The 20,312-nt window shown below is 68.0% G+C and carries 26 protein-coding genes; 21 read left to right on the top strand and 5 right to left on the bottom strand.

Annotation, left to right across the window (positions count from 1 at the left end):
- The first annotated feature begins 139 nt into the window (after positions 1–139).
- Entirely contained in the window at positions 140–1,333 is a 1,194-nt protein-coding gene (tuf, locus tag FDO69_RS32905) for an elongation factor Tu (protein WP_030839706.1), read from the top strand.
- 126 nt (positions 1,334–1,459) lie between these two features.
- On the opposite strand, the gene FDO69_RS32900 is transcribed toward tuf, so the two are convergent.
- From FDO69_RS32900 to FDO69_RS32885, 4 genes are all read right to left on the bottom strand, one after another.
- Positions 1,460–1,717: a hypothetical protein gene (locus tag FDO69_RS32900; protein ID WP_104785511.1), complete on the bottom strand. Its 258-nt coding sequence runs from the start codon at positions 1,715–1,717 to the stop codon at positions 1,460–1,462.
- Positions 1,714–2,061 carry a hypothetical protein gene (locus tag FDO69_RS32895; protein WP_104785771.1) on the bottom strand — a complete coding sequence of 116 codons (348 nt, stop codon included), beginning with the start codon at positions 2,059–2,061 and terminating at the stop codon, positions 1,714–1,716. The genes FDO69_RS32900 and FDO69_RS32895 overlap by 4 nt, the downstream gene beginning before the upstream one ends.
- Positions 2,062–2,146: 85 nt before the next feature.
- Entirely contained in the window at positions 2,147–3,013 is an 867-nt protein-coding gene (locus tag FDO69_RS32890) for a helix-turn-helix domain-containing protein (protein WP_170320976.1), read from the bottom strand.
- 213 nt (positions 3,014–3,226) lie between these two features.
- On the bottom strand, positions 3,227–3,679 hold the full coding sequence (locus FDO69_RS32885) for an ATP-binding protein (RefSeq protein ID WP_104785505.1): 453 nt from the start codon (positions 3,677–3,679) through the stop codon (positions 3,227–3,229).
- Positions 3,680–3,834: 155 nt separating this feature from the next.
- Here FDO69_RS32885 and FDO69_RS32880 point away from each other — a divergent pair, with 155 nt between their 5' ends.
- Positions 3,835–4,713 (top strand): helix-turn-helix domain-containing protein, encoded by an 879-nt coding sequence (locus FDO69_RS32880; RefSeq protein WP_104785502.1) that lies wholly within the window; start codon positions 3,835–3,837, stop codon positions 4,711–4,713.
- Entirely contained in the window at positions 4,710–4,913 is a 204-nt protein-coding gene (locus tag FDO69_RS32875) for a DUF397 domain-containing protein (protein ID WP_104785499.1), read from the top strand. Before FDO69_RS32880 ends, FDO69_RS32875 begins: the two co-directional genes overlap by 4 nt.
- Here the strand turns inward: FDO69_RS32875 and FDO69_RS32870 are convergent.
- On the bottom strand, positions 4,910–6,301 hold the full coding sequence (locus tag FDO69_RS32870) for a S41 family peptidase (RefSeq protein WP_104785496.1): 1,392 nt from the start codon (positions 6,299–6,301) through the stop codon (positions 4,910–4,912). The two genes, FDO69_RS32875 and FDO69_RS32870, sit on opposite strands and share 4 nt — an antisense overlap.
- Positions 6,302–6,439: 138 nt before the next feature.
- Between FDO69_RS32870 and FDO69_RS42420 the strand changes: the two genes are divergently transcribed.
- The 18 genes from FDO69_RS42420 to rplX all read left to right on the top strand — a co-directional run bounded on the left by FDO69_RS42420 (position 6,440) and on the right by rplX (position 20,279).
- Complete coding sequence (locus FDO69_RS42420) at positions 6,440–7,135, top strand: hypothetical protein (RefSeq protein ID WP_234388197.1); 696 nt, start codon at positions 6,440–6,442, stop codon at positions 7,133–7,135.
- A gap of 48 nt (positions 7,136–7,183) precedes the next feature.
- On the top strand, positions 7,184–7,831 hold the full coding sequence (locus tag FDO69_RS32855) for a hypothetical protein (protein WP_104785493.1): 648 nt from the start codon (positions 7,184–7,186) through the stop codon (positions 7,829–7,831).
- A 175-nt stretch (positions 7,832–8,006) separates the two neighbouring features.
- Positions 8,007–8,306: a hypothetical protein gene (locus FDO69_RS42415; RefSeq protein WP_234388196.1), complete on the top strand. Its 300-nt coding sequence runs from the start codon at positions 8,007–8,009 to the stop codon at positions 8,304–8,306.
- A 126-nt stretch (positions 8,307–8,432) separates the two neighbouring features.
- Complete coding sequence (locus FDO69_RS32845) at positions 8,433–12,980, top strand: DUF6531 domain-containing protein (protein ID WP_420878562.1); 4,548 nt, start codon at positions 8,433–8,435, stop codon at positions 12,978–12,980.
- Positions 12,981–13,021: 41 nt separating this feature from the next.
- On the top strand, positions 13,022–13,618 hold the full coding sequence (locus FDO69_RS32840) for a hypothetical protein (RefSeq protein ID WP_104785766.1): 597 nt from the start codon (positions 13,022–13,024) through the stop codon (positions 13,616–13,618).
- A 482-nt stretch (positions 13,619–14,100) separates the two neighbouring features.
- Positions 14,101–14,409 carry a 30S ribosomal protein S10 gene (gene rpsJ / locus FDO69_RS32835; RefSeq protein WP_003948644.1) on the top strand — a complete coding sequence of 103 codons (309 nt, stop codon included), beginning with the start codon at positions 14,101–14,103 and terminating at the stop codon, positions 14,407–14,409.
- A 17-nt stretch (positions 14,410–14,426) separates the two neighbouring features.
- The gene (rplC, locus tag FDO69_RS32830) at positions 14,427–15,071 is read left to right on the top strand and encodes a 50S ribosomal protein L3 (RefSeq protein ID WP_030839681.1); all 645 of its coding nucleotides are present in this window, start codon (positions 14,427–14,429) and stop codon (positions 15,069–15,071) included.
- Positions 15,072–15,078: 7 nt separating this feature from the next.
- Entirely contained in the window at positions 15,079–15,735 is a 657-nt protein-coding gene (gene rplD, locus FDO69_RS32825; protein WP_104785488.1) for a 50S ribosomal protein L4, read from the top strand.
- The gene (gene rplW, locus FDO69_RS32820; RefSeq protein ID WP_031105224.1) at positions 15,735–16,154 is read left to right on the top strand and encodes a 50S ribosomal protein L23; all 420 of its coding nucleotides are present in this window, start codon (positions 15,735–15,737) and stop codon (positions 16,152–16,154) included. The genes rplD and rplW overlap by 1 nt, the downstream gene beginning before the upstream one ends.
- 40 nt (positions 16,155–16,194) lie before the next feature.
- Positions 16,195–17,031, top strand: coding sequence for a 50S ribosomal protein L2 (gene rplB, locus FDO69_RS32815; protein ID WP_030839671.1), 837 nt, complete (start codon positions 16,195–16,197; stop codon positions 17,029–17,031).
- Between the two features lie 12 nt (positions 17,032–17,043).
- Positions 17,044–17,325 (top strand): 30S ribosomal protein S19, encoded by a 282-nt coding sequence (gene rpsS, locus FDO69_RS32810; protein ID WP_003992359.1) that lies wholly within the window; start codon positions 17,044–17,046, stop codon positions 17,323–17,325.
- Positions 17,326–17,367: 42 nt separating this feature from the next.
- Positions 17,368–17,715, top strand: coding sequence for a 50S ribosomal protein L22 (gene rplV, locus FDO69_RS32805; protein WP_031141295.1), 348 nt, complete (start codon positions 17,368–17,370; stop codon positions 17,713–17,715).
- Positions 17,715–18,545, top strand: coding sequence for a 30S ribosomal protein S3 (gene rpsC, locus FDO69_RS32800; RefSeq protein ID WP_104785485.1), 831 nt, complete (start codon positions 17,715–17,717; stop codon positions 18,543–18,545). The genes rplV and rpsC overlap by 1 nt, the downstream gene beginning before the upstream one ends.
- A 5-nt stretch (positions 18,546–18,550) precedes the next feature.
- Positions 18,551–18,970 carry a 50S ribosomal protein L16 gene (gene rplP / locus FDO69_RS32795; protein WP_055553500.1) on the top strand — a complete coding sequence of 140 codons (420 nt, stop codon included), beginning with the start codon at positions 18,551–18,553 and terminating at the stop codon, positions 18,968–18,970.
- Positions 18,970–19,194 (top strand): 50S ribosomal protein L29, encoded by a 225-nt coding sequence (rpmC, locus tag FDO69_RS32790; protein ID WP_010036720.1) that lies wholly within the window; start codon positions 18,970–18,972, stop codon positions 19,192–19,194. The genes rplP and rpmC overlap by 1 nt, the downstream gene beginning before the upstream one ends.
- The gene (rpsQ, locus tag FDO69_RS32785) at positions 19,194–19,481 is read left to right on the top strand and encodes a 30S ribosomal protein S17 (protein WP_030839660.1); all 288 of its coding nucleotides are present in this window, start codon (positions 19,194–19,196) and stop codon (positions 19,479–19,481) included. Before rpmC ends, rpsQ begins: the two co-directional genes overlap by 1 nt.
- Before the next feature lie 103 nt (positions 19,482–19,584).
- Positions 19,585–19,953, top strand: a complete 369-nt coding sequence (gene rplN / locus FDO69_RS32780; protein ID WP_041985720.1) for a 50S ribosomal protein L14 — start codon at positions 19,585–19,587, stop codon at positions 19,951–19,953.
- Between the two features lie 2 nt (positions 19,954–19,955).
- Positions 19,956–20,279, top strand: coding sequence for a 50S ribosomal protein L24 (gene rplX, locus FDO69_RS32775; RefSeq protein ID WP_003992365.1), 324 nt, complete (start codon positions 19,956–19,958; stop codon positions 20,277–20,279).
- Positions 20,280–20,312 lie beyond the last annotated feature (33 nt).

The raw sequence follows: 20,312 nt of genomic DNA, 5'->3' as shown, positions 1-20,312 counted from the left end.
GCCGTAGGCTTGACTCCGGTGCTCGAGGGGCATTCCGCCGCAATCGTGGTGAGAGTGCCCCGAGGCCCGGGCTTTCCAGCAAAGATCACCTGGCGCCGATGAAGTAAGGCGTACCAGAACCACTCCCAGGAGGAACCCCGTGGCGAAGGCGAAGTTCGAGCGGACTAAGCCGCACGTCAACATCGGCACCATCGGTCACATCGACCACGGTAAGACGACCCTCACGGCCGCCATTACCAAGGTGCTGCACGACGCGTACCCGGACCTGAACGAGGCCTCGGCCTTCGACCAGATCGACAAGGCTCCTGAGGAGCGCCAGCGCGGTATCACCATCTCCATCGCGCACGTCGAGTACCAGACCGAGACGCGTCACTACGCCCACGTCGACTGCCCCGGTCACGCGGACTACATCAAGAACATGATCACGGGTGCGGCGCAGATGGACGGCGCCATCCTCGTGGTCGCCGCCACCGACGGCCCGATGCCGCAGACCAAGGAGCACGTGCTCCTGGCCCGCCAGGTCGGCGTTCCGTACATCGTCGTCGCCCTGAACAAGGCCGACATGGTGGACGACGAGGAGATCCTGGAGCTCGTCGAGCTCGAGGTCCGTGAGCTCCTCTCCGAGTACGAGTTCCCGGGCGACGACCTGCCGGTCGTCAAGGTCTCGGCGCTCAAGGCCCTCGAGGGCGACAAGGAGTGGGGCAACTCCGTCCTCGAGCTGATGAAGGCCGTCGACGAGAACATCCCGCAGCCCGAGCGTGACGTCGACAAGCCGTTCCTGATGCCGATCGAGGACGTCTTCACGATCACCGGTCGTGGCACCGTCGTCACCGGTCGTATCGAGCGTGGTGTCCTCAAGGTCAACGAGACCGTTGACATCGTGGGCATCAAGCAGGAGAAGACCACCACCACGGTCACCGGCATCGAGATGTTCCGCAAGCTGCTCGACGAGGGCCAGGCCGGTGAGAACGTCGGTCTGCTCCTCCGTGGCATCAAGCGCGAGGACGTCGAGCGCGGCCAGGTCATCATCAAGCCGGGCTCGGTCACCCCGCACACCGAGTTCGAGGCGCAGGCCTACATCCTGTCCAAGGACGAGGGTGGCCGCCACACGCCGTTCTTCAACAACTACCGCCCGCAGTTCTACTTCCGTACGACGGACGTGACCGGCGTGGTGACCCTCCCCGAGGGCACCGAGATGGTCATGCCGGGTGACAACACCGAGATGAAGGTGGAGCTCATCCAGCCCGTCGCCATGGAGGAGGGCCTGAAGTTCGCCATCCGTGAGGGTGGCCGGACCGTGGGCGCCGGCCAGGTCACCAAGATCAACAAGTAAGTCCTCGGACTGGCTTGAGGGTCCACTGACCTGAGTGGCTCGAAGGGGCCCGCACGACTTCGGTCGTGCGGGCCCTTTTGCGTTGTCCTGCAACGGGCGCCGGCGAGCTGCGTTTCGTGTGGCGAGTCAGAAGCCCAGGTACGTGATCTGGACGACGTAGATCCGCTCGCTGCGGACGACGACCTGATACGTGAACATGCCGCCGGGGACGATGATGTTGCCGCCGCTCGGGTCGGTGCCGTCGTAGGCGCGTCCGTGGATGTGCAGTGCTTCAGCTGCTCTGACCAGCTCTTCCGCCTTGCTTTCCACCTCAGCGAGGAAGTTGATGGGAGCGGTTCGGGCCGCTTGCTCGGCCCCGAAGGCGTACTCCCATTTCCAGCTCACTCCCGGACGGCCTTCATGGCTTCGTCCAGGACGGCGCTCAGCTCGCGCAAGGCCTCCTGGGCGAGGGCGGGGTCCTCGTGTTCCAGGTTGTCCTTCGCGCGGGCGTACCGGGTGGACAGGTCGGGACGACGTGCGATCTCGATGTCCCGGGCCCAGGCCAGCACCCAACTCTGCACAGGGCTCAAGGACTGCCACTCGACCGCCTTCGCGAAGGCGTCGTCCTTGCTGGCCTGCATCTCTTCCAGACGAGCCGGATCCACGGAAGCGAGAGCTGTCCGCAGGGCATCAGGAGTGTGCTGGGGGCGGGGGATCAGCTCGTGTCCGTGGTCGGCCTGCGTGCTCATCGTGTCCACCTCCAGGAAGTGCCCCACCCAGGCTATCCCGCCCCGACGGCAGAGGAGCGGGGAGACCTGGGCGCAGTTGTTCCGTTCATGCGGTTTCCAGCAGCTTGGCACGGTCGGAGCGGCAGTCGCGGCAGTGGCCGGGTTCCGGGGCGCGGAAGGCGCGGTCGCAGCCGTCGCAGGTCTGGAGGGGGTGCCGGGTCGGCGGCGGTGGCGCCTGCCGTGCCCCGAAGGGCGGCGGTGGCGGGAGTTGGGCTGTGAGGCGGTGGGCGAGGAGGGCGGCCGGGCGGTGCAGGGGCCCCGGCGGGAGGTCCGTCGTCAGGGCGTGCCGTACGGCGGCCGAGGTGACGTCTCGTTCGAGCCAGGCGGCGACCCCCGGGGCGAGGTGGGCGGTGTCGCTCGTGGAGAGGAGGAGACGGGGGTCGTCGCGGCGGAGCCGGCTGAGGAGGTCCGTGGCCTGTTGAAGGAGGGCGGGGGCGGGGCAGGCCGGGCGCGGTACCGCGGGGAGGGGTTTGCCGCCGGGCTGCCTCGTCCGCTTTCCCGGGGCCGGGCGCGGGGTGTCCGTACGGCTGTGGCCCGGCTGGTTGCAGGAGGTCGTGCGGGTGATGATCCGGCCGTCCGGGACGCGTTCGCGCGTGCGGCGCAGGTAGCCGTGGGCTTCCAGCTCCCGTAGGGCGGCTGCGATGCGGGTCGTGCCCTCCGGGAAACGGGCCGCCAGGGACTTGATGTCGATGCGGGAGCCTGCCGGGAGCGACTGGATGTGGACCGAGAGCCCGATCGCGAGCAGTGACAGCTCCGGGTGCTGGGCCAGGTGGTTGCCGATCACCGTGAAGCGGGTGGTGTGGCGGGTGTTGTCGTGCGTCAGGCCCCCGGCGTGCGGGGGCCGGTTCGGGTGCTTCTTTCCGGCAACCCGGGTGTGGGCGTGCGTGGGCACGTTAGGGTTCTGCGTATCCATCAGGAAGGTCTCTTCTTCCTCGGTGGTCAGGCCCTCGCCTTGGGATTGCCCGTCCCGGCGGGGGCCGTCGCATGTCTGCGGTTGTGTCGTGACGTGTTGCGCTGAGCGTAGGGCAGGCAAGGACCCCCGAATCCAGCTGAGTTGCTGATGTTCACCCGCGAGGGTGAGGCAGCCCTGCGGCTGGGAGGAGGGGTGGGGTTTGGGTGGGTTCTTTCACCCTTGTGGTCCTTGGGGGAAGGCGCCGGTACCGCCGGAGCACGCACTTTCGGGTTCCGGCGCGAGGTCGATTTCGGCCCAGACGGTCTTGCGGGGCGGCAGTCCCCGGGTGACGCCCCAGCGATCGGCGAGAGCGTCGACCAGGAGGAGACCCAGGCCGGGGCGGGCTGTCGGCAGGCGGTCTGCGCGGGTGTCCGTCACCTCGATGCGGAGGGTGGCGGCGACGACGTAAAGGAGCAGGCGAAAGTCGCGGCCGGGGGTTCGGCCGTGTGTCGCCGCGTTGGCCGAGAGTTCCGCGACGACCTGCCTTGCCGGGTCCAGTGGCAGTCCCCACGAGCGCAGTTGTTCGGCGGCGAGGAGCCGGGCCAGCCGGGCGCCGCGCGGGGTGGCGGAGAGCTGGAGGCCGAAGTTGCGGACGGAGGTGCCGAGTTCTGGGGAGTTCTGTTTCACGTCACTCAGCGTGGCTGTCCGCGCTTACCGTGAACAGTGACTCGGCGGGTGCGTACGGTGACTGTCCGGAGCTTGTCCGGCGTTGTCCGGGCTGTCGGGGCCGGGCGTACGGGTAGGGCGCCGGGCACGGTCGTACGACGGCGGAAGGGTGCGGGATGACGGCGGTCGAGGCGGACTCGGGGCGGCTCAAGGGTGAGGCGGACGAGCCGGGTTGGGAGGTCGATCCCGACGACGAGTGGGGTGTCGCGGTCATCGCGACCGTCGGGCGGCAGTTGAAGCTGCGGCGTGAGGCGGTGGGGATGCGGGCCGCGGAGTTCGGGGCGGCGGTGGGGTACGGCGAGGACATGGTCTACAAGATCGAGGGCGGGAAGCGGATCCCTCGGCAGGACTATCTGGTCAGGGCCGATGAGGTGCTGGGGGCGGGTGGGCTGATCGCGGCGGCTTGGGAGGACGTGAAGAGGGTTCGGTACCCCAAGAGCGTGCGGGCGCTCGCACAGTTGGAGGCCAAAGCAGTTGAGCTGGGGGTGTACGTCGGGCTGAGCATCCATGGGCTGTTGCAGACGCCGGAGCACGCCCGAGCGTTGTTCGAGGCGTGGCAGCCGCCGTACTCGGAGGATGAGGTGGAGCACCTGGTCGCCGCGCGCATGGCGAGGAAGGCGATCTTCGGGCGCTCTCCTGCTCCGGCGCTCAGCTTCGTCCTGGAAGAGGCGACGCTGCGCCGACGGGTTGGAGGCACAATGGTGTGGCGTCAGCAGCTCGAACACCTGCTGGGGGTGGCCCGCTTGCGTAACGTCACGCTTCAGGTGATGCGGATGAGCTCGGGAGCCCATCCTGGGCTGGACGGCAGGATCGAGGTGCTGAAGTTCTCCGACGGCGCTGCGGTCGGTCGCTCCGACGGCGCGTTCAGCGGGCGGCCCACATCCGATCCGAAGCACCTGCGGATCCTTGAGCTGCGATATGGCACCATCCGGGCGCAGGCTCTTACGCCGGGGGAGTCGCTGGCCTTCATCGAGCAAGTGCTGGGAGAAACATGATCCGCAAGGCTTCCGCCGAGGACGTCTCTGAACTGGGCTGGTTCAAAAGCAGTTACAGCGACGGCCCTGATGGCAACTCCTGCGTCGAGATCGCGATAGCACCCCACACCATCCACGTCCGCGACTCCAAGCACGCCACCCAGGGCCCCCGGCTCACGCTCACGCCGGAGGCCTGGTCGGACTTCGTGGCCTCTGTTTAGCTGTCGTTCCGAAGGGCGCTCACCGCGCGGTCGAAGGCCGAGTCGCGCTTCTTGGCGAACTCCTCCTTCGTGAACACCGGTTCGGTCAGGTGGGGCGGGATGCCGGTGCCGTCGTAGGTCCGGCCCGACCGGTTCAGGAACTCCTCGTTCGGGAGGATCGCCGTCATCCCGTTCGGCAGGTTGCGCTGCATGACGTCGGAGAACACCCCCTGGGTCGGCTGCCCGACACGGACCGTGCCGCCCGGACGGTCGATCAGGGCCTGCGTGAAGGTCTCACCGGCGCTGACGGTCGTGCCCGAGGTCAGTACGGCGATGGGCCCGGTGTAGCGGGGCCCGTCGGCCGGTACGACCCGTATGGGCTCGGGGCGGGTGTGCCGGTCCGGGTCGGTGGGGTGGTTGCGGGCGCGCTTGGCGTAGGCGACGTAGGGCTTGTCCGTGAGGCGCTCGGCGATGTGGATGCCGAGGGCGTCGGACCCGCCGCCGTTGATGCGCAGGTCGATGATCAGGCCCTTGAGGCGCTGGGTGCGCTCGGTGGTGAGGATCGTGTCCAAGGCCTTGTCGAGTTCGGCGAGGTGGACGGGATAGGGGGCGCCGTCACGGGCGTATCCGCCGAAACCGGAGATGCGGAGGTAGCCCTGGCCGGCGCCGCGGCCGGCCAGGTCGGCGTAGGTGATGCGGCCGTTGGCGAAGTCCTGGCGGTACGAGGCGTTCTTGAGGTCGCGTTCGATGATGAACTTCTTGACCTTGGTGTCCAGTGCCTCGCCGGGTGGTTGGGTGCCCGGGCGGACCTGGGCGAAGACCTGATCCCCGTCCCGAACGGCGACATGGGCGTCGTAGAGGGGCCGCACCATGTCGCTGAAGATGCCGAAGAGTTCCTCGCGAGTGGTGTCCGCGTGTACCTCGGGCCGGTATCGGTCCCTCATCGCCTGCCAGTCGACGCCCTTCGCGGCGAAGAAGGGGTAGTTCTCGGCGAAGGAGCGCCAGAAGACGTCGAAGGCAGCGCGGGGGTCCTTGGGGGTGGGGCGGGTGCAGTCGGCCGGCAGTTCCTGGATCCGCCGCAGCGAGCGGTGTCCGACCGAGGTGTCGTAGCCGAGGGTGGCGCGGTTCCCGCCGGGGCCGGGCCGGACGGTCAGTGTGGCGCCGTCGGCCGTCGCGTACGTGCCGGGGCCGGTCCGCCGGGCACTGTCACCCTTGAGGCAGCTGACGGATGTCGTCTGGAACTCCTGAAGGGTGTCGCCGTCGAGCGAGAGGACGGTGCCGTAGCCGTCCATGCGCCAGAGGCCGTCGGTGCCCGGCTTGCCGGAGATGGAGGCGGCCGTGGCGGGCGCCGTGGCGGCTGCGGCGAGGGCCAGGGTGAGGGCGGTGGCGGTGACGGTGGTGGTGCGCACGGATGGGTTCCCCCTGCTGTGTGGTCGGTCCCCTTACGGTGCCTTGGGCAGCGGGGGGCGAGCCATCCGGTGGGCCGGAGGGCGGGGGTGGGGACATCCCCCGGCAGGTTCGCCACTGCCGGGCCGTAACACTGGAGCATGACCTCAGATGCGGCGCGCGACGAACTCGACCTGGACGCGATCGAGGAACTGTGCGGGTCCGCCACCCCAGGGCCCTGGCACGTCAGGAACCTCGACGATGATCACGCAATGAACCTGGTGGCGGTCAGCACGGTGCCGGACACGGGCCGGGCCGAGCGATGGCCCGACTTCGACCACCGGGAACTGATCGCGGCCACCCTCGTCCAGCACCCTCGCTACGTCGACTGCGCCGACGGACTCTGGGACCAGAACACCGCGTTCATCGCCATGGCCAGGCAGGCGGTACCACAGCTCGTGGCAGAGGTCAGGCGCCTGCGATGGCTCGTGGAATTCGGGGCGTGCCCCACGGCCGGCACGACAGGCACGGAGTTTGTGATGCCCCTCGACGACGAGATGCTCGGGTACTTCCGGGAGATGGTGGACGTACTGGTGGAACGCGTCGGCATCTGCCGCGCCGAGGCGGTCGCCAGGATCAACGCGGTGTACGGGACGCGGGAGTCGGTTGCTTTCGGTGTGGGGCTGATGGGCCACGAGCTCCCGGAGTACTGGGCCTACGGGACCTACTACAGCCCGGACCACCGGGACCGTCTTCCCATCGGAGACCCGACCGCCGACGCGGACATCGACTTCGGCACCCATCCCGTCCGCCCGGCACCTCCGAAGGACTCACCGTTCTGGACGCTGGAGGAGTAGTGGCACGATGTGCGCACAGGTGATCGAGCGAACGGGGAGACCGGCGTCATGGCCCGCTACATGGAGACACTCACCGTCGAGCGGGGCGGTTTCCGGATCAAGGTGCCGGAGTCGTGGTGGGAGTTCGACGTGCGGCCGGAGTCGCGGGTCGACTCGATCCGCCGGATGGTGAGCGAACGGGTGCGGCAGCGCCCGGAGTTGGAGCAGTACCGGGACACCTACGTCGACTTCCTCCAAAAGGCCGCCGCGGACGCGTGGAAGTCGGGAGCGATGTACTGCGGCTGCATGGCGGAGAGCTTCGGCGGGGACACGCCGATCACGGGTTCGGTGACCGTCTCCCTCGTCGGCGGCCGCAACGAGCGCGGCGAGCCGCTGTCGAACGACCCTTCCGTCATCGCGAGCCAGCTCGCCGTGAAGGAAGCGAGGCGTGAGGGTGACTCGTGGCGCAAGGTCACGACGGTCGACATCCCGGGAGTCGGCCCGGCCGCCCGCACCCACGGCATCGAGGACGTCGAGGTCCCCGGTGACGCGCTCAACCGCACCATCCGAGCCGTCCTGATGCAGACCTACATCCCGGTCCCGGGCCAGGAGGGCAAGGTCGCCCTGGTCGCCGGCAGCAGCCAGGTCCTCGACCTCGCGGACTCCTTCTTCGACATCTTCGACGCGATCACGTCGACGTTCCGGTTCACGGACTGATGTGCCGGTGTCTCGGGGGTGGGACTGGGAGGGCGGCCACGGCCTGCTGGGGCTCGATGACCCCGAAGAGTGGGACGCCGCGTTCGAGCGCGGAGAGGCGCATCTCGGGACCGCAGTGATCGGCTTGGCACTCAACTGCTCGCTGGCGGACGTGTCTCCACGGATCATCAGGGCGATGCAGTTGCCGAACCCCGCTCAGCGGGGATTCGCCGTCACGGCGGCGGGTCACGCGGCCCGGCTCCATGGGCAGTTGAGTCCGGAGCTGTTCGCGGCCCTGCGCGCCGAAGGCTCCGGCGGCGTGGCCGAGGACGCCATCGGGGACACCCTCACCTTCGTACCGTTCCGGAAGCTGCCGCCATGGTTCAAGCGACGGTGGGTGTACGCGGTGGTGCGGAACAAGGTGGAAGCCTGGTGGCTGCGGTCGGTGTACGCCGTCGAGGACGCCTGGCGGGCGGTCCGCGGACGCAGCTCATGATGTCCACGCGGTACGCGTCCGCGCAGCTCACGCTGCGAGCCCGGTCTTCCCGTCGAACGACTGTGCCTTGTAAGTTCACGTGCGCATACGGTTGTTGACAGATGTGCGCATGACGGGGGTTGCGGTATGGCGGGGCACAGGCCGGCTGATTGGCATGTCCTGGACTTGGACAAGGACCCGACCCCGGGCGACCCGCAACGCGTCCGCACACTCGCGAAGCAGCTGCACGACTTCGCCGACGACGTCTCCGACGCCCTGCGTCTGGTCAAGGGCATGGCAGGCGAGGGCACCCTGCTGGAGTGGGCGGGCAAGTCCGCGGACGTCTTCAAGGAGGACTTCGCCGACGTCCCGAAGAACCTCAAGAAGCTGAAGAAGTCCTACGAGATGTGCGGCGACGCGCTCTCCGACTTCTGGCCGAAGCTGGAGCGCGCGCAGTCCCTGGCCGACAAGGCCCTGGTCAAGGGCCGTGAGGCGCGGGACAGCCTCTCCTCGGCCCAGTCCCGTCTCACCTCGGCCGACTCGTGGATGACGCGGGCGACGAAGGAGGCGGACAAGTACAAGGACGACCCGACGGGCAGCAAGTCCGACGCGGACAAGCCGGACGAGGCCAAGGTCCGTGCCGCGACCCGGGATGTGCAGCACGCCAAGTCGGCTCAGTCGAAGGCGCAGTCGGACGTCTCCGACGCGCAGGATGCCCTCGCCGCTGCGAAGAAGATGGCCGAGGACGCGCGCAAGATGCGCGAGGAGGCCGCCCGGGAAGCGAAGTCGAAGATCGACGAGGCCTCGGACGCGGGTATCCAGAACCGGTCGTGGTGGGAGGAGGTCGGCGACTGGTTCACCGACAACTGGGACACCATCGTCGCGGTGTGCAAGGTCGTCGTCGCCGTGGTCGGCATCGTGGCGATGATCATCGGCGGGCCGATCCTGGGCGCGATCGTCCTGATCGCCGCTGCCGTCGTACTCGCGGACACGCTCTACAAATACTCGAAAGGCCAAGCGTCCCTATGGGACGTGGGGCTGGCAGCGCTGGATTGCATACCCGGCATGAAGGGCCTCACCACCCTCGGCGGACTCGCCAAGGGAATGAGGGCTCTCGGTAAGACCGGCCTCAAGGGCATGGCCATGGGTGTCAAGGGCCTGGGGAAGGGAGCAAGAGCCTTCGGCCGGCAGATGAAGAAGCTCATCACCCGCGGCGACCCCATCGATCTGGCGACAGGAGAGATGGTCATGTCCGCCACGGACGTGACGCTGGACGGGGTGCTGCCGCTCGTCCTGGAACGGCATCACCGTAGCCGCGTCCGCAGCGGTCGGCTCCTGGGGCCGAGCTGGACCTGCACGCTCGACCAGCGCCTCCTGCTCGACGCGAGCGGGGTGCGGTTCACCGTGGCCGATGGCATGGTGCTGCACTATCCGGTTCCCGAAGCGGATGCCCCGGTACTTCCGGTGGCAGGCCCGGCCTGGCCGCTGAGCTGGGACGGGAGCGCCGCGGGCGAGCTCGTCGTGCACCGGCCCGAGACCGATCACACCCTGCGGTTCCGACCGCTGCCCGACCGGTCGCCCGACGTACTTCCGCTGGCCGAGATCCGTGACCGCAACGGAAACACGATCGGCGTGACCTATCGGTCGGACGGCACACCCGAGGAGGTCGTCCACCACGGCGGCTACCGCATCGGCGTGACCTGCGAGAACGGCAGGATCACGGAGCTGACCCTGGGCAGCCACCCCGACCGGCCGACCCTGGTCCGCTATGGCTACGACACACGCGGCAACCTCGCCGCCGTCCGCAACTCCTCCGGTCTGCCCCTGCGCTTCGCCTACGACGACAACCGGCACATCACAGGATGGGAGGACCGCAACGCGATCGGGTACCGCTTCGAGTACGACGACCAGGGCCGCTGCGTGGCCGGTCACGGCAAGGACGGGTTCCTCTCCTACACCTTCGCGTACGACGACGAGTCCCGGCGCACGGTCGCCGTCGACTCGCTGGGACACGCCACGCACTACCAGTTCAACGACGCCTACCAGCTGATCGCGGAGACCGATGCGCTCGGCCACACGGTCACCCAGGAGTGGGACCACCGGGACCGGCTGCTCAGCCGTACCGACCAACTGGGCCGCGAGCTTCGTTTGGAATGGGACGGCCAGGGCCGCCTGACGGCCGTCAGGTTGCCCGACGGCTCCGCCTCGGCGACCCGCTACAACGAGCTCGGGCTGCCGGTGGAGATCACCGAGTACGACGGCGGTGTCCTCCGTCAGGAGTGGGACGAACGCGGCAACTGCACGTCGCTGACGACCGCCGACGGAGCCACCACCGTGTTCACCCGCGAGCCGACGGGAGCGCTGGCCTCCCTGACGGATGCGACGGGCGCGGTCCACCGCTTCACCAACAACCCTGCCGGCCAGGCGACTTCGGCCACCGACCCGCTCGGTGCCGTCTCCACGTACACGTACGACCCGTTCGGCCGGTGCACCACCGTCGTCGACCCCTTGGGTGGTCTGACCCGGCGGACGTGGTCGGTGGAAGGTCTTCTCACCTCGCGGACCGATCCCGACGGCAGCGTCCAGAGGTGGACATACGACGGCGAGGGCAACCAGCTCACCCACACGGACGCACTCGGCCGGACCACCTCCTGCACCTATGGCGCATTCGATCTGCTCACCTCGCGTACGACGCCGGACGGTGTCCGTCACACGTTCACCCACGACACGGAACTGCGGCTCCTCCGCGTCACCGACGCACGGGGGCTGACCTGGGACTACCGCTACGACGCGGTCGGCAACCTGATAGCGGAGACGGATTTCGACGGCCGCGCGCTCATGTACGCCTACGACCCCGCCCGCCAACTGCTGAGCCGCACCAATGCGGTCGGGCAGACAGCCGAGTTTTTCTACGACGAGGTCGGCAACCGGATCCGGGCGGTACTGGACGGCCGGGCGACCACGTACGTCCACGACCGCTCCGGCCGTCTCGTGCGGGCCGAGGGGCCGCACGCCGCGCTTGCGTACGACTACGACCGTGCGGGCCGGGTCACCGCCGAAACCATCGACGGGCAGGTCCTCGCCACGGCGTACGACGCCGTGGGCCGCCCGGCACGCCGGACCACGCCGAGCGGTGCCATCACGACATACACGTACGACCCGGCTGGACACCGCACCCGGCTCGCCACCGTCGGCCACACCTTGGCCTTCGCCCACGACGGCCTCGGCCGCGAGACCACCCGGAGCATTGACTCGGCCCTCATACTCACCCAGGTCTGGGACGCGGGAGACCGGCTCAGCGCACAGCAGCTGACCTCCACGGGCAGTACGCCGTCGCTCACGCAGCGCAGCTTCACCTACCGCCCCGACGGTCACGTCACCGCATGCGAAGACCGCACCACCGGACGCCGCACTTTCGACCTCGACTCGGCGGGACGCGTTCTCGCCGTTCGCGCGGGGGAGTGGACGGAGTCCTACGCCTACGACGGGCAGGGCAACCTGACACGCGCAGCCTGGCCGGACCGCTACGGCGCCACGGAGGGCCGCGGTGAACGCCTCTACCAGGGCAACCGCGCGCTGCGCGCGGGCGATGTCCACTACGAGTACGACGCCGCCGGGCGGGTCGTGCTGCGCCGCAGGACACGGCTGTCGCGCAAGCCCGACATCTGGCGCTACACCTGGGACGCCGACGACCGTCTCACCTCGGTCGTCACTCCCGACGGAACGGCCTGGCGCTATCTGCACGACCCGCTGGGACGCCGGATCGCCAAGCAGCGCCTGACCCCCGACGGGCAGGGCGTCGCCGAGGAGACCCGTTTCATCTGGGACGGCCCACATCTCGTGGAGCAGAGCACGGTCCGCGCCGATTCGCCCGAGGTGTCGACCCTGACCTGGGAACGAGACGGCACCCGCCCACTCACCCAGACGGAGCGGACCGCTCTCGCCGACGAACCCCAGGAAGTCGTCGACGAGCGGTTCTTCGCCATCGTCACCGATCTGGTCGGCACCCCGACCGAGCTGGTCTCGGAGGCCGGTGACATCGCCTGGCGCTCCGACACCACGCTCTGGGGACTCTCGGCGCCGGACGGGGCGCACGACACCTCCACCCCGCTGCGCTTCCCCGGCCAGTACTTCGACCCCGAGTCGCAGCTCCATTACAACTTCTTCCGGTACTACGACCCGATCAACGCGGCCTACATCAGCTCGGACCCGCTCGGGCTGGACGCGGGCCCGAACCCCCGGGCGTACGTACCCAACCCCTTGTCGTGGCTCGACTACCTCGGGCTGCTGACCTGTGCCGAGAACGCCGACCTGCTGGCGAAGAACCTGGCGCGGGAAGGACGGGGCAAGGGGGTGGGCGAAGCCGCCGCCCACATCGTGCCGTCAGGTATGAAGCGCAACAGGGCGGCGGAGAGCCGGGCTCTGCTGGAGAGATACGGCGTCGACATCAACGACGCGGTGAACGGGATCCCGCTGGGGCATCCGAGGCCGCACAACTTCACGCACCGCAAGCCGTTCCTGCTGCGCCTGAACACGCATCTGGAGACGACGGTGGACCGGATGACAGCGGCCGGATACGGCGCTCGTGCCATCCGCAGCGCTCTGCGCTCGGAACTTCGCTCCATCGGCCAGCAGGTCGAGCGGGAGCTGGCGAGCGGACAACCATCGGCGAACGCCGTGTGGACGGCACCATGATGGACCGTGCCGATACGACGACGGACAAGGATGGTGACGTGATGACCGACCTGCCTGGTGAGACGCTGTCGGTGTACCGGCTCCTGCCGAGCCTCGGTGAGTACCAGCAGCTGCACCTCGACAGCGTTGGTGTGCGTCAGCTCATGCGCTGGCAGAGTGCCGGTGCCGGCGCGGAGCCGCCCGCCCTCTTGAGCGCGGAGTGGATGGGCGAGCGGCGCTGGGCCAGGAGCGAGTTCCCCTCCGGCAGGCCGGGCGCTCCCGTCCTCAGCCGACGCCTCGCCGACGGCCTGGGGGACGCGCTGTTGTCCGCCGGTCGTCTGGTGCCGGTTGACATCAAGGGCGCCAAGCGCGAGGAGTACTTCCTCTATCTGGTGGAACAGGTGGTCGACTGTCTTGACCTGCGCAGGTCGTCGAAACCGAAGAGGCTGGACGGGGAAGTCAAGAAGCCCGTGTACCACGTCGAGGCGCTGCCGACGAAGCTTCCGGCCTTCCGGCTGCCGCAGTTTCCCGGTGCGGTCCAGTGGAACGGCTGGGCGGCCGACCGGCTCGTCGACCTCACAGGGGACCAGATCGAGAAGCGTCTGACCTGGTCCCAGGACCCGGCAGCCAAGCCCCACCCAGACCCCTGGGGTATCTGATCGAGCGTCTCGGGGCTCCTGCCGGAGAGGCTGGTGCACGGAACGCCGCGGAGTGTCCCCCGGGTTTGACCTTCGTCACCCCCGGGGTATTCTCCTCGGCTCGATTGGCGTCGGCCCTGCCCCATATGGCAGACTGTCCGAGTTGCTCGGTCGAGTGTTGATGCTGCGCGCCTCCCGCCGGGGGGACCGGAAGCGAGTCCCACAGTACTCGTCGCCCTAACTGCCACACGGCAGCACTGGGGCGGACGTACGGGAATCTTTCGGGAAGTGTCAGTGCGGCACCGGCCAGGCACCCGGTGGGCCTTCAGCCCCCGGCTCGCGGTTCCGGCAGGGCCGTGCGCAATCCCGCAGGGATGTTCGAACAAGGGACATCTGTGTCAGCGAGAGTGCGACACGCCCGACCGCGTGGGTCGGAGGAGCAAAGGCAGCAACAGGAATCCACCGGGTTCCAGAGCGTTGAGAGACAGGACTACTGAGTAGCCATGGCGGGACAGAAGATCCGCATCCGGCTCAAGGCCTACGACCACGAGGTCATCGACTCTTCGGCGAAGAAGATCGTCGAGACGGTGACTCGCACTGGTGCGTCGGTCGCGGGCCCGGTGCCGCTGCCCACTGAGAAGAACGTGTACTGCGTCATCAAGTCGCCGCACAAGTACAAGGACTCGCGCGAGCACTTCGAGATGCGCACGCACAAGCGCCTGATCGACATCCTCGACCCGACCCCCAAGACCGTTGACTCTCTGATGCGACTCGACCTCCCGGCCGGTGTCGACATCGAGATCAAGCTCTGAAGGCCGGTGATCTGAGAATGGCTAAGCAGATCAAGGGCATCCTGGGCGAGAAGCTCGGCATGACGCAGGTGTGGGACGCGAACAACCGTGTTGTTCCGGTCACCGTCGTCAAGGCCGGCCCCAACGTCGTCACCCAGGTCCGTACGAACGACGTCGACGGCTACGAGTCCGTCCAGATCGCGTTCGGCGAGATCGACCCGCGCAAGGTGAACAAGCCCCTCAAGGGCCACTTCGCCAAGGCCGACGTCACTCCCCGCCGCCACCTCGTCGAGATCCGTACCGCTGACGCCAGCGAGTACACCCTCGGCCAGGAGATCACCGCTGAGGTGTTCGAGGCCGGCCTCAAGGTCGACGTGACCGGCAAGAGCAAGGGCAAGGGCTTCGCCGGTGTCATGAAGCGTCACAACTTCAAGGGCCTCGGCGCCGGACACGGCACCCAGCGCAAGCACCGCTCGCCCGGTTCCATCGGTGGCTGCGCCACCCCGGGCCGCGTGTTCAAGGGCCTCCGCATGGCGGGTCGCATGGGCAACGAGCGTGTCACCACCCAGAACCTGACCGTCCACGCCGTTGACGCGGAGAAGGGTCTCCTGCTCATCAAGGGCGCGGTTCCCGGTCCGAACGGCGGCCTCGTCCTGGTCCGCACCGCGGCCAAGGGGGCCTGAGGTACCGATGAGCACTGTTGACATCCTTTCGCCTGCAGGCGAGAAGACCGGTAGCGTCGAGCTCCCCGCGGAGATCTTCGGCGTGGAGAAGATCAGCATCCCGCTGATCCACCAGGTCGTCGTCGCGCAGAACGCCGCTGCCCGTCAGGGCACGCACAAGACCAAGCGTCGCGGTGAAGTCCGTGGTGGCGGCAAGAAGCCGTACCGCCAGAAGGGCACCGGTCGCGCCCGTCAGGGTTCGACCCGCGCGCCTCAGTTCGCCGGTGGTGGCGTCGTGCACGGTCCCGTGCCGCGTGACTACTCGCAGCGGACCCCGAAGAAGATGAAGGCTGCCGCGCTGCGTCACGCCCTCACCGACCGGGCCCGCCACAACCGCATCCACGTCGTCTCCGGCGTGGTCGAGGGCGAGACCCCCTCCACGAAGGCCGCCAAGTCGCTGTTCGGCAAGATCTCGGAGCGCAAGAACCTGCTCCTGGTCGTCGACCGCGCCGACGAGGCCGCGTGGCTGTCCGCCCGCAACCTGCCCCAGATCCACATCCTGGAGCCGGGCCAGCTGAACACGTACGACGTTCTCGTCTCGGACGACGTGGTCTTCACCCAGGCCGCCTTCGAGTCCTTCGTGTCCGGCCCGAAGGCCAATGACACCGAAGGGAGCGAGGTCTGATGGCTATCCGTCACCCCGCTATCGCCTCCAAGGCGGCGAAGAAGGCCAAGGCCGCGCGCGTCGCCAAGGCGCGCCGCCACGCCGCCGAGGGCAAGAACACCGTCGAGACCCCGCTGAGCAAGTCCTTCACGGACCCCCGTGACGTGCTGCTCAAGCCGGTCGTCTCCGAGAAGAGCTACGCGCTTCTCGATGAGGGCAAGTACACGTTCGTCGTGGACCCGAGCGCCAACAAGACCCAGATCAAGCAGGCCGTCCAGGCGGTCTTCTCGGTCAAGGTCACCGGGGTCAACACGATCAACCGCCAGGGCAAGCGCAAGCGGACCCGCACCGGCTTCGGCCAGCGCGCGTCCACCAAGCGCGCGATCGTGACCCTCGCTGAGGGCGACCGTATCGACATCTTCGGCGGTCCGACCGCCTAAGGGCGGTCCGGATCGTCCGATATCGGACGAGGACTGAGAAATGGGAATCCGCAAGTACAAGCCGACTACGCCGGGCCGTCGTGGCTCCAGCGTCGCCGACTTCGTCGAGGTCACGCGGTCCACGCCGGAGAAGTCGTTGGTCCGCCCCCTGCACAGCAAGGGTGGCCGTAACAACTCCGGTCGTGTGACCGTCCGCCACCAGGGTGGTGGCCACAAGCGCGCCTACCGCGTGATCGACTTCCGTCGTCACGACAAGGACGGCGTGCCGGCGAAGGTCGCGCACATCGAGTACGACCCCAACCGCACCGCGCGCATCGCGCTGCTGCACTACGCCGACGGCGAGAAGCGCTACATCCTCGCCCCGCGCAACCTGCAGCAGGGTGACCGCGTCGAGAACGGTCCCGGGGCCGACATCAAGCCGGGCAACAACCTTGCCCTGCGTAACATCCCGGTCGGTACCACGCTGCACGCCATCGAGCTGCGTCCGGGCGGCGGCGCGAAGTTCGCCCGCTCCGCCGGCGCCTCGGTGCAGCTGCTCGCGAAGGAGGGCTCGATGGCCCACCTCCGCATGCCGTCCGGTGAGATCCGCCTGGTCGACCAGCGCTGCCGCGCCACGGTCGGCGAGGTGGGCAACGCCGAGCAGAGCAACATCAACTGGGGTAAGGCGGGCCGTAAGCGCTGGCTGGGCGTTCGCCCGACCGTGCGTGGTGTGGTCATGAACCCGGTGGACCACCCGCACGGTGGTGGCGAAGGCCGTACCTCGGGTGGTCGCCACCCGGTGTCCCCCTGGGGCAAGAAGGAAGGCCGTACTCGTTCGCCCAAGAAGGCGTCGAACAAGTACATCGTCCGCCGCCGCAAGACGAACAAGAAGCGCTAAGGACGGGTTGAGATGCCTCGTAGCTTGAAGAAGGGGCCCTTCGTCGACGACCACCTGATCAAGAAGGTGGACGCACAGAACGAAGCCGGCACCAAGAACGTCATCAAGACCTGGTCCCGTCGCTCCATGATCGTGCCGGCCATGCTCGGCCACACGCTCGCGGTGCACAACGGCAAGACCCACATTCCGGTGTTCGTCACCGAGTCGATGGTCGGCCACAAGCTCGGCGAGTTCTCGCCGACGCGCACCTTCCGGGGTCACGTCAAGGACGACCGGAAGTCGAAGCGCCGCTAAGCGCGGGGTGGAATGACCATGACAGACACTGGAAGGACAACCATGGAAGCCAGGGCCCAGGCGCGGTACATCCGCGTCACGCCCATGAAGGCCCGCCGCGTGGTGGACCTCATCCGTGGCATGAACGCCACGGAGGCTCAGGCGGTCCTGCGTTTCGCCCCGCAGGCCGCGAGCCAGCCGGTCGGCAAGGTGCTCGACAGCGCCATCGCCAATGCCGCGCACAACTACGACCACACCGATGTCGACAGCCTCTTCGTCTCCGAGGCCTACGTCGATGAGGGCCCGACCCTGAAGCGGTTCCGTCCGCGTGCCCAGGGCCGTGCCTACCGGATCCGCAAGCGGACCAGCCACATCACCGTGGTCGTCAGCAGCAAGGAAGGAACCCGGTAATGGGCCAGAAGGTAAACCCGCACGGGTTCCGGCTCGGTGTCACGACCGACTTCAAGTCGCGTTGGTACGCCGACAAGCTGTACAAGGACTACGTCAAGGAAGACGTCGCCATCCGTCGGATGATGACGTCCGGCATGGAGCGCGCCGGCATCTCCAAGGTCGAGATCGAGCGCACCCGTGACCGCGTGCGTGTGGACATCCACACCGCTCGTCCGGGCATCGTCATCGGCCGCCGTGGCGCCGAGGCCGACCGCATCCGCGGTGACCTCGAGAAGCTCACGGGCAAGCAGGTCCAGCTGAACATCCTCGAGGTCAAGAGCCCCGAGACCGACGCTCAGCTGGTTGCCCAGGCCGTCGCCGAGCAGCTCTCCTCCCGCGTCTCCTTCCGTCGCGCCATGCGTAAGAGCATGCAGGGCACGATGAAGGCCGGCGCCAAGGGCATCAAGATCCAGTGCGGTGGCCGCCTCGGTGGCGCCGAGATGTCCCGCTCGGAGTTCTACCGCGAGGGCCGCGTGCCCCTGCACACGCTCCGCGCGAACGTGGACTACGGCTTCTTCGAGGCCAAGACGACCTTCGGCCGCATCGGCGTGAAGGTCTGGATCTACAAGGGCGACGTCAAGAACATCGCCGAGGTCCGCGCCGAGAACGCTGCTGCCCGTGCGGGTAACCGCCCGGCCCGTGGCGGCGCCGACCGCCCGGCCCGTGGTGGCCGCGGTGGCGAGCGTGGCGGGCGCGGTCGCAAGCCGCAGCAGGCTGCCGGCGCCGAGGCCCCCAAGGCCGAGGCTCCCGCGTCCGCCGCTCCGGCTGAGAGCACCGGAACGGAGGCCTGACCGTCATGCTGATCCCCCGTAGGGTCAAGCACCGCAAGCAGCACCACCCCAAGCGCAGCGGCATGTCCAAGGGTGGCACGCAGGTCGCGTTCGGCGAGTACGGCATCCAGGCGCTGACCCCGGCGTACGTGACGAACCGCCAGATCGAGGCCGCTCGTATCGCCATGACCCGCCACATCAAGCGTGGCGGCAAGGTCTGGATCAACATCTACCCGGACCGCCCCCTCACCAAGAAGCCCGCCGAGACCCGCATGGGTTCCGGTAAGGGTTCTCCTGAGTGGTGGATCGCCAACGTCAAGCCCGGACGTGTGATGTTCGAGCTGTCGTACCCCAACGAGAAGATCGCGCGCGAGGCCCTGACCCGTGCGGCTCACAAGCTGCCGATGAAGTGCAAGATCGTCAAGCGCGAGGCAGGTGAAGCGTGATGTCGGCCGGTACCAAGGCGTCCGAGCTGCGCGAGCTGGGCAACGAGGAGCTGCTCAACAAGCTCCGCGAGGCCAAGGAAGAGCTGTTCAACCTCCGCTTCCAGGCGGCGACGGGCCAGCTCGAGAACCACGGCCGGCTCAAGGCCGTCCGTAAGGACATCGCGCGGATCTACACCCTGATGCGTGAGCGCGAGCTGGGCATCGAGACGGTGGAGAGCGCCTGATGAGCGAGAGCAACGTGACTGAAGAGACCAAGACGGACCGCGGCTTCCGCAAGACCCGTGAGGGTCTGGTCGTCAGCGACAAGATGGACAAGACCGTCGTCGTCGCCGTCGAGGACCGCGTCAAGCACGCGCTGTACGGCAAGGTCATCCGCCGTACGAGCAAGCTCAAGGCCCACGACGAGCAGAACGCCGCGGGTGTCGGCGACCGCGTCCTCCTCATGGAGACCCGGCCGCTGTCCGCGACGAAGCGCTGGCGCGTCGTCGAGATCCTCGAGAAGGCCAAGTAATCCCTCCTAGGGGGATTCCCTAGGAATCGTTCCGCCAGGCTCGGGGCGGGTGTGCGGGTTTCGCAGCCCGCCCCGGGAACCGGCAGACAATCAGGAGATAGACGTGATCCAGCAGGAGTCGCGACTGCGTGTCGCCGACAACACTGGTGCGAAGGAAATCCTTTGCATCCGTGTGCTCGGTGGCTCCGGTCGCCGCTACGCGGGTGTCGGTGACGTCATCGTCGCCACCGTCAAGGACGCGATCCCCGGTGGCAACGTGAAGAAGGGTGACGTCGTCAAGGCGGTCATCGTTCGCACCGTCAAGGAGCGCCGCCGTCCGGACGGCTCGTACATCCGCTTCGACGAGAACGCCGCCGTCATTCTCAAGAACGACGGCGACCCTCGTGGCACCCGTATCTTCGGCCCGGTGGGCCGAGAGCTGCGCGAGAAGAAGTTCATGAAGATCATCTCCCTCGCGCCGGAGGTGCTGTGAGCATGAAGATCAAGAAGGGCGACCTGGTCCAGGTCATCACGGGTAAGGACAAGGGCAAGCAGGGCAAGGTCATCGCGGCCTTCCCCCGCGAGGACCGTGTCCTGGTCGAGGGTGTCAACCGGGTCAAGAAGCACACCAAGGCCGGTCCGACGGCTCGCGGTTCGCAGGCCGGCGGCATCGTCACCACCGAGGCGCCGATCCACGTCTCCAACGTCCAGCTGGTCGTGGAGAAGGACGGCAACAAGGTCGTGACCCGCGTCGGTTACCGCTTCGACGACGAAGGCAACAAGATCCGCGTTGCCAAGCGGACGGGTGAGGACATCTGATGACGACCACCACCAGCCCGCGTCTGAAGCAGA

This window comes from Streptomyces tibetensis (genome assembly GCF_007655005.1).
Lineage (GTDB): Bacteria > Actinomycetota > Actinomycetes > Streptomycetales > Streptomycetaceae > Streptomyces > Streptomyces tibetensis.
This window is presented reverse-complemented; position numbering and strand designations above follow the sequence as displayed.

Coding starts and splice junctions, on each gene's coding strand:
- FDO69_RS32855 (WP_104785493.1), top strand. CDS start 7,184: ATGGCCCGCTACATGGAGACACTCACCGTCGAGCGGGGCGGTTTCCGG.
- FDO69_RS42415 (WP_234388196.1), top strand. CDS start 8,007: ATGCAGTTGCCGAACCCCGCTCAGCGGGGATTCGCCGTCACGGCGGCG.
- FDO69_RS32890 (WP_170320976.1), bottom strand. CDS start 3,013: ATGGATACGCAGAACCCTAACGTGCCCACGCACGCCCACACCCGGGTT.
- FDO69_RS42420 (WP_234388197.1), top strand. CDS start 6,440: ATGACCTCAGATGCGGCGCGCGACGAACTCGACCTGGACGCGATCGAG.
- rplW (WP_031105224.1), top strand. CDS start 15,735: ATGGCTATCCGTCACCCCGCTATCGCCTCCAAGGCGGCGAAGAAGGCC.
- rpsS (WP_003992359.1), top strand. CDS start 17,044: ATGCCTCGTAGCTTGAAGAAGGGGCCCTTCGTCGACGACCACCTGATC.
- rpmC (WP_010036720.1), top strand. CDS start 18,970: ATGTCGGCCGGTACCAAGGCGTCCGAGCTGCGCGAGCTGGGCAACGAG.
- FDO69_RS32840 (WP_104785766.1), top strand. CDS start 13,022: ATGACCGACCTGCCTGGTGAGACGCTGTCGGTGTACCGGCTCCTGCCG.
- rplB (WP_030839671.1), top strand. CDS start 16,195: ATGGGAATCCGCAAGTACAAGCCGACTACGCCGGGCCGTCGTGGCTCC.
- rpsJ (WP_003948644.1), top strand. CDS start 14,101: ATGGCGGGACAGAAGATCCGCATCCGGCTCAAGGCCTACGACCACGAG.
- FDO69_RS32845 (WP_420878562.1), top strand. CDS start 8,433: ATGGCGGGGCACAGGCCGGCTGATTGGCATGTCCTGGACTTGGACAAG.
- rplC (WP_030839681.1), top strand. CDS start 14,427: ATGGCTAAGCAGATCAAGGGCATCCTGGGCGAGAAGCTCGGCATGACG.
- rplV (WP_031141295.1), top strand. CDS start 17,368: ATGGAAGCCAGGGCCCAGGCGCGGTACATCCGCGTCACGCCCATGAAG.
- rpsQ (WP_030839660.1), top strand. CDS start 19,194: ATGAGCGAGAGCAACGTGACTGAAGAGACCAAGACGGACCGCGGCTTC.
- rplP (WP_055553500.1), top strand. CDS start 18,551: ATGCTGATCCCCCGTAGGGTCAAGCACCGCAAGCAGCACCACCCCAAG.
- rpsC (WP_104785485.1), top strand. CDS start 17,715: ATGGGCCAGAAGGTAAACCCGCACGGGTTCCGGCTCGGTGTCACGACC.
- rplX (WP_003992365.1), top strand. CDS start 19,956: ATGAAGATCAAGAAGGGCGACCTGGTCCAGGTCATCACGGGTAAGGAC.
- FDO69_RS32875 (WP_104785499.1), top strand. CDS start 4,710: ATGATCCGCAAGGCTTCCGCCGAGGACGTCTCTGAACTGGGCTGGTTC.
- FDO69_RS32895 (WP_104785771.1), bottom strand. CDS start 2,061: ATGAGCACGCAGGCCGACCACGGACACGAGCTGATCCCCCGCCCCCAG.
- FDO69_RS32880 (WP_104785502.1), top strand. CDS start 3,835: ATGACGGCGGTCGAGGCGGACTCGGGGCGGCTCAAGGGTGAGGCGGAC.
- rplD (WP_104785488.1), top strand. CDS start 15,079: ATGAGCACTGTTGACATCCTTTCGCCTGCAGGCGAGAAGACCGGTAGC.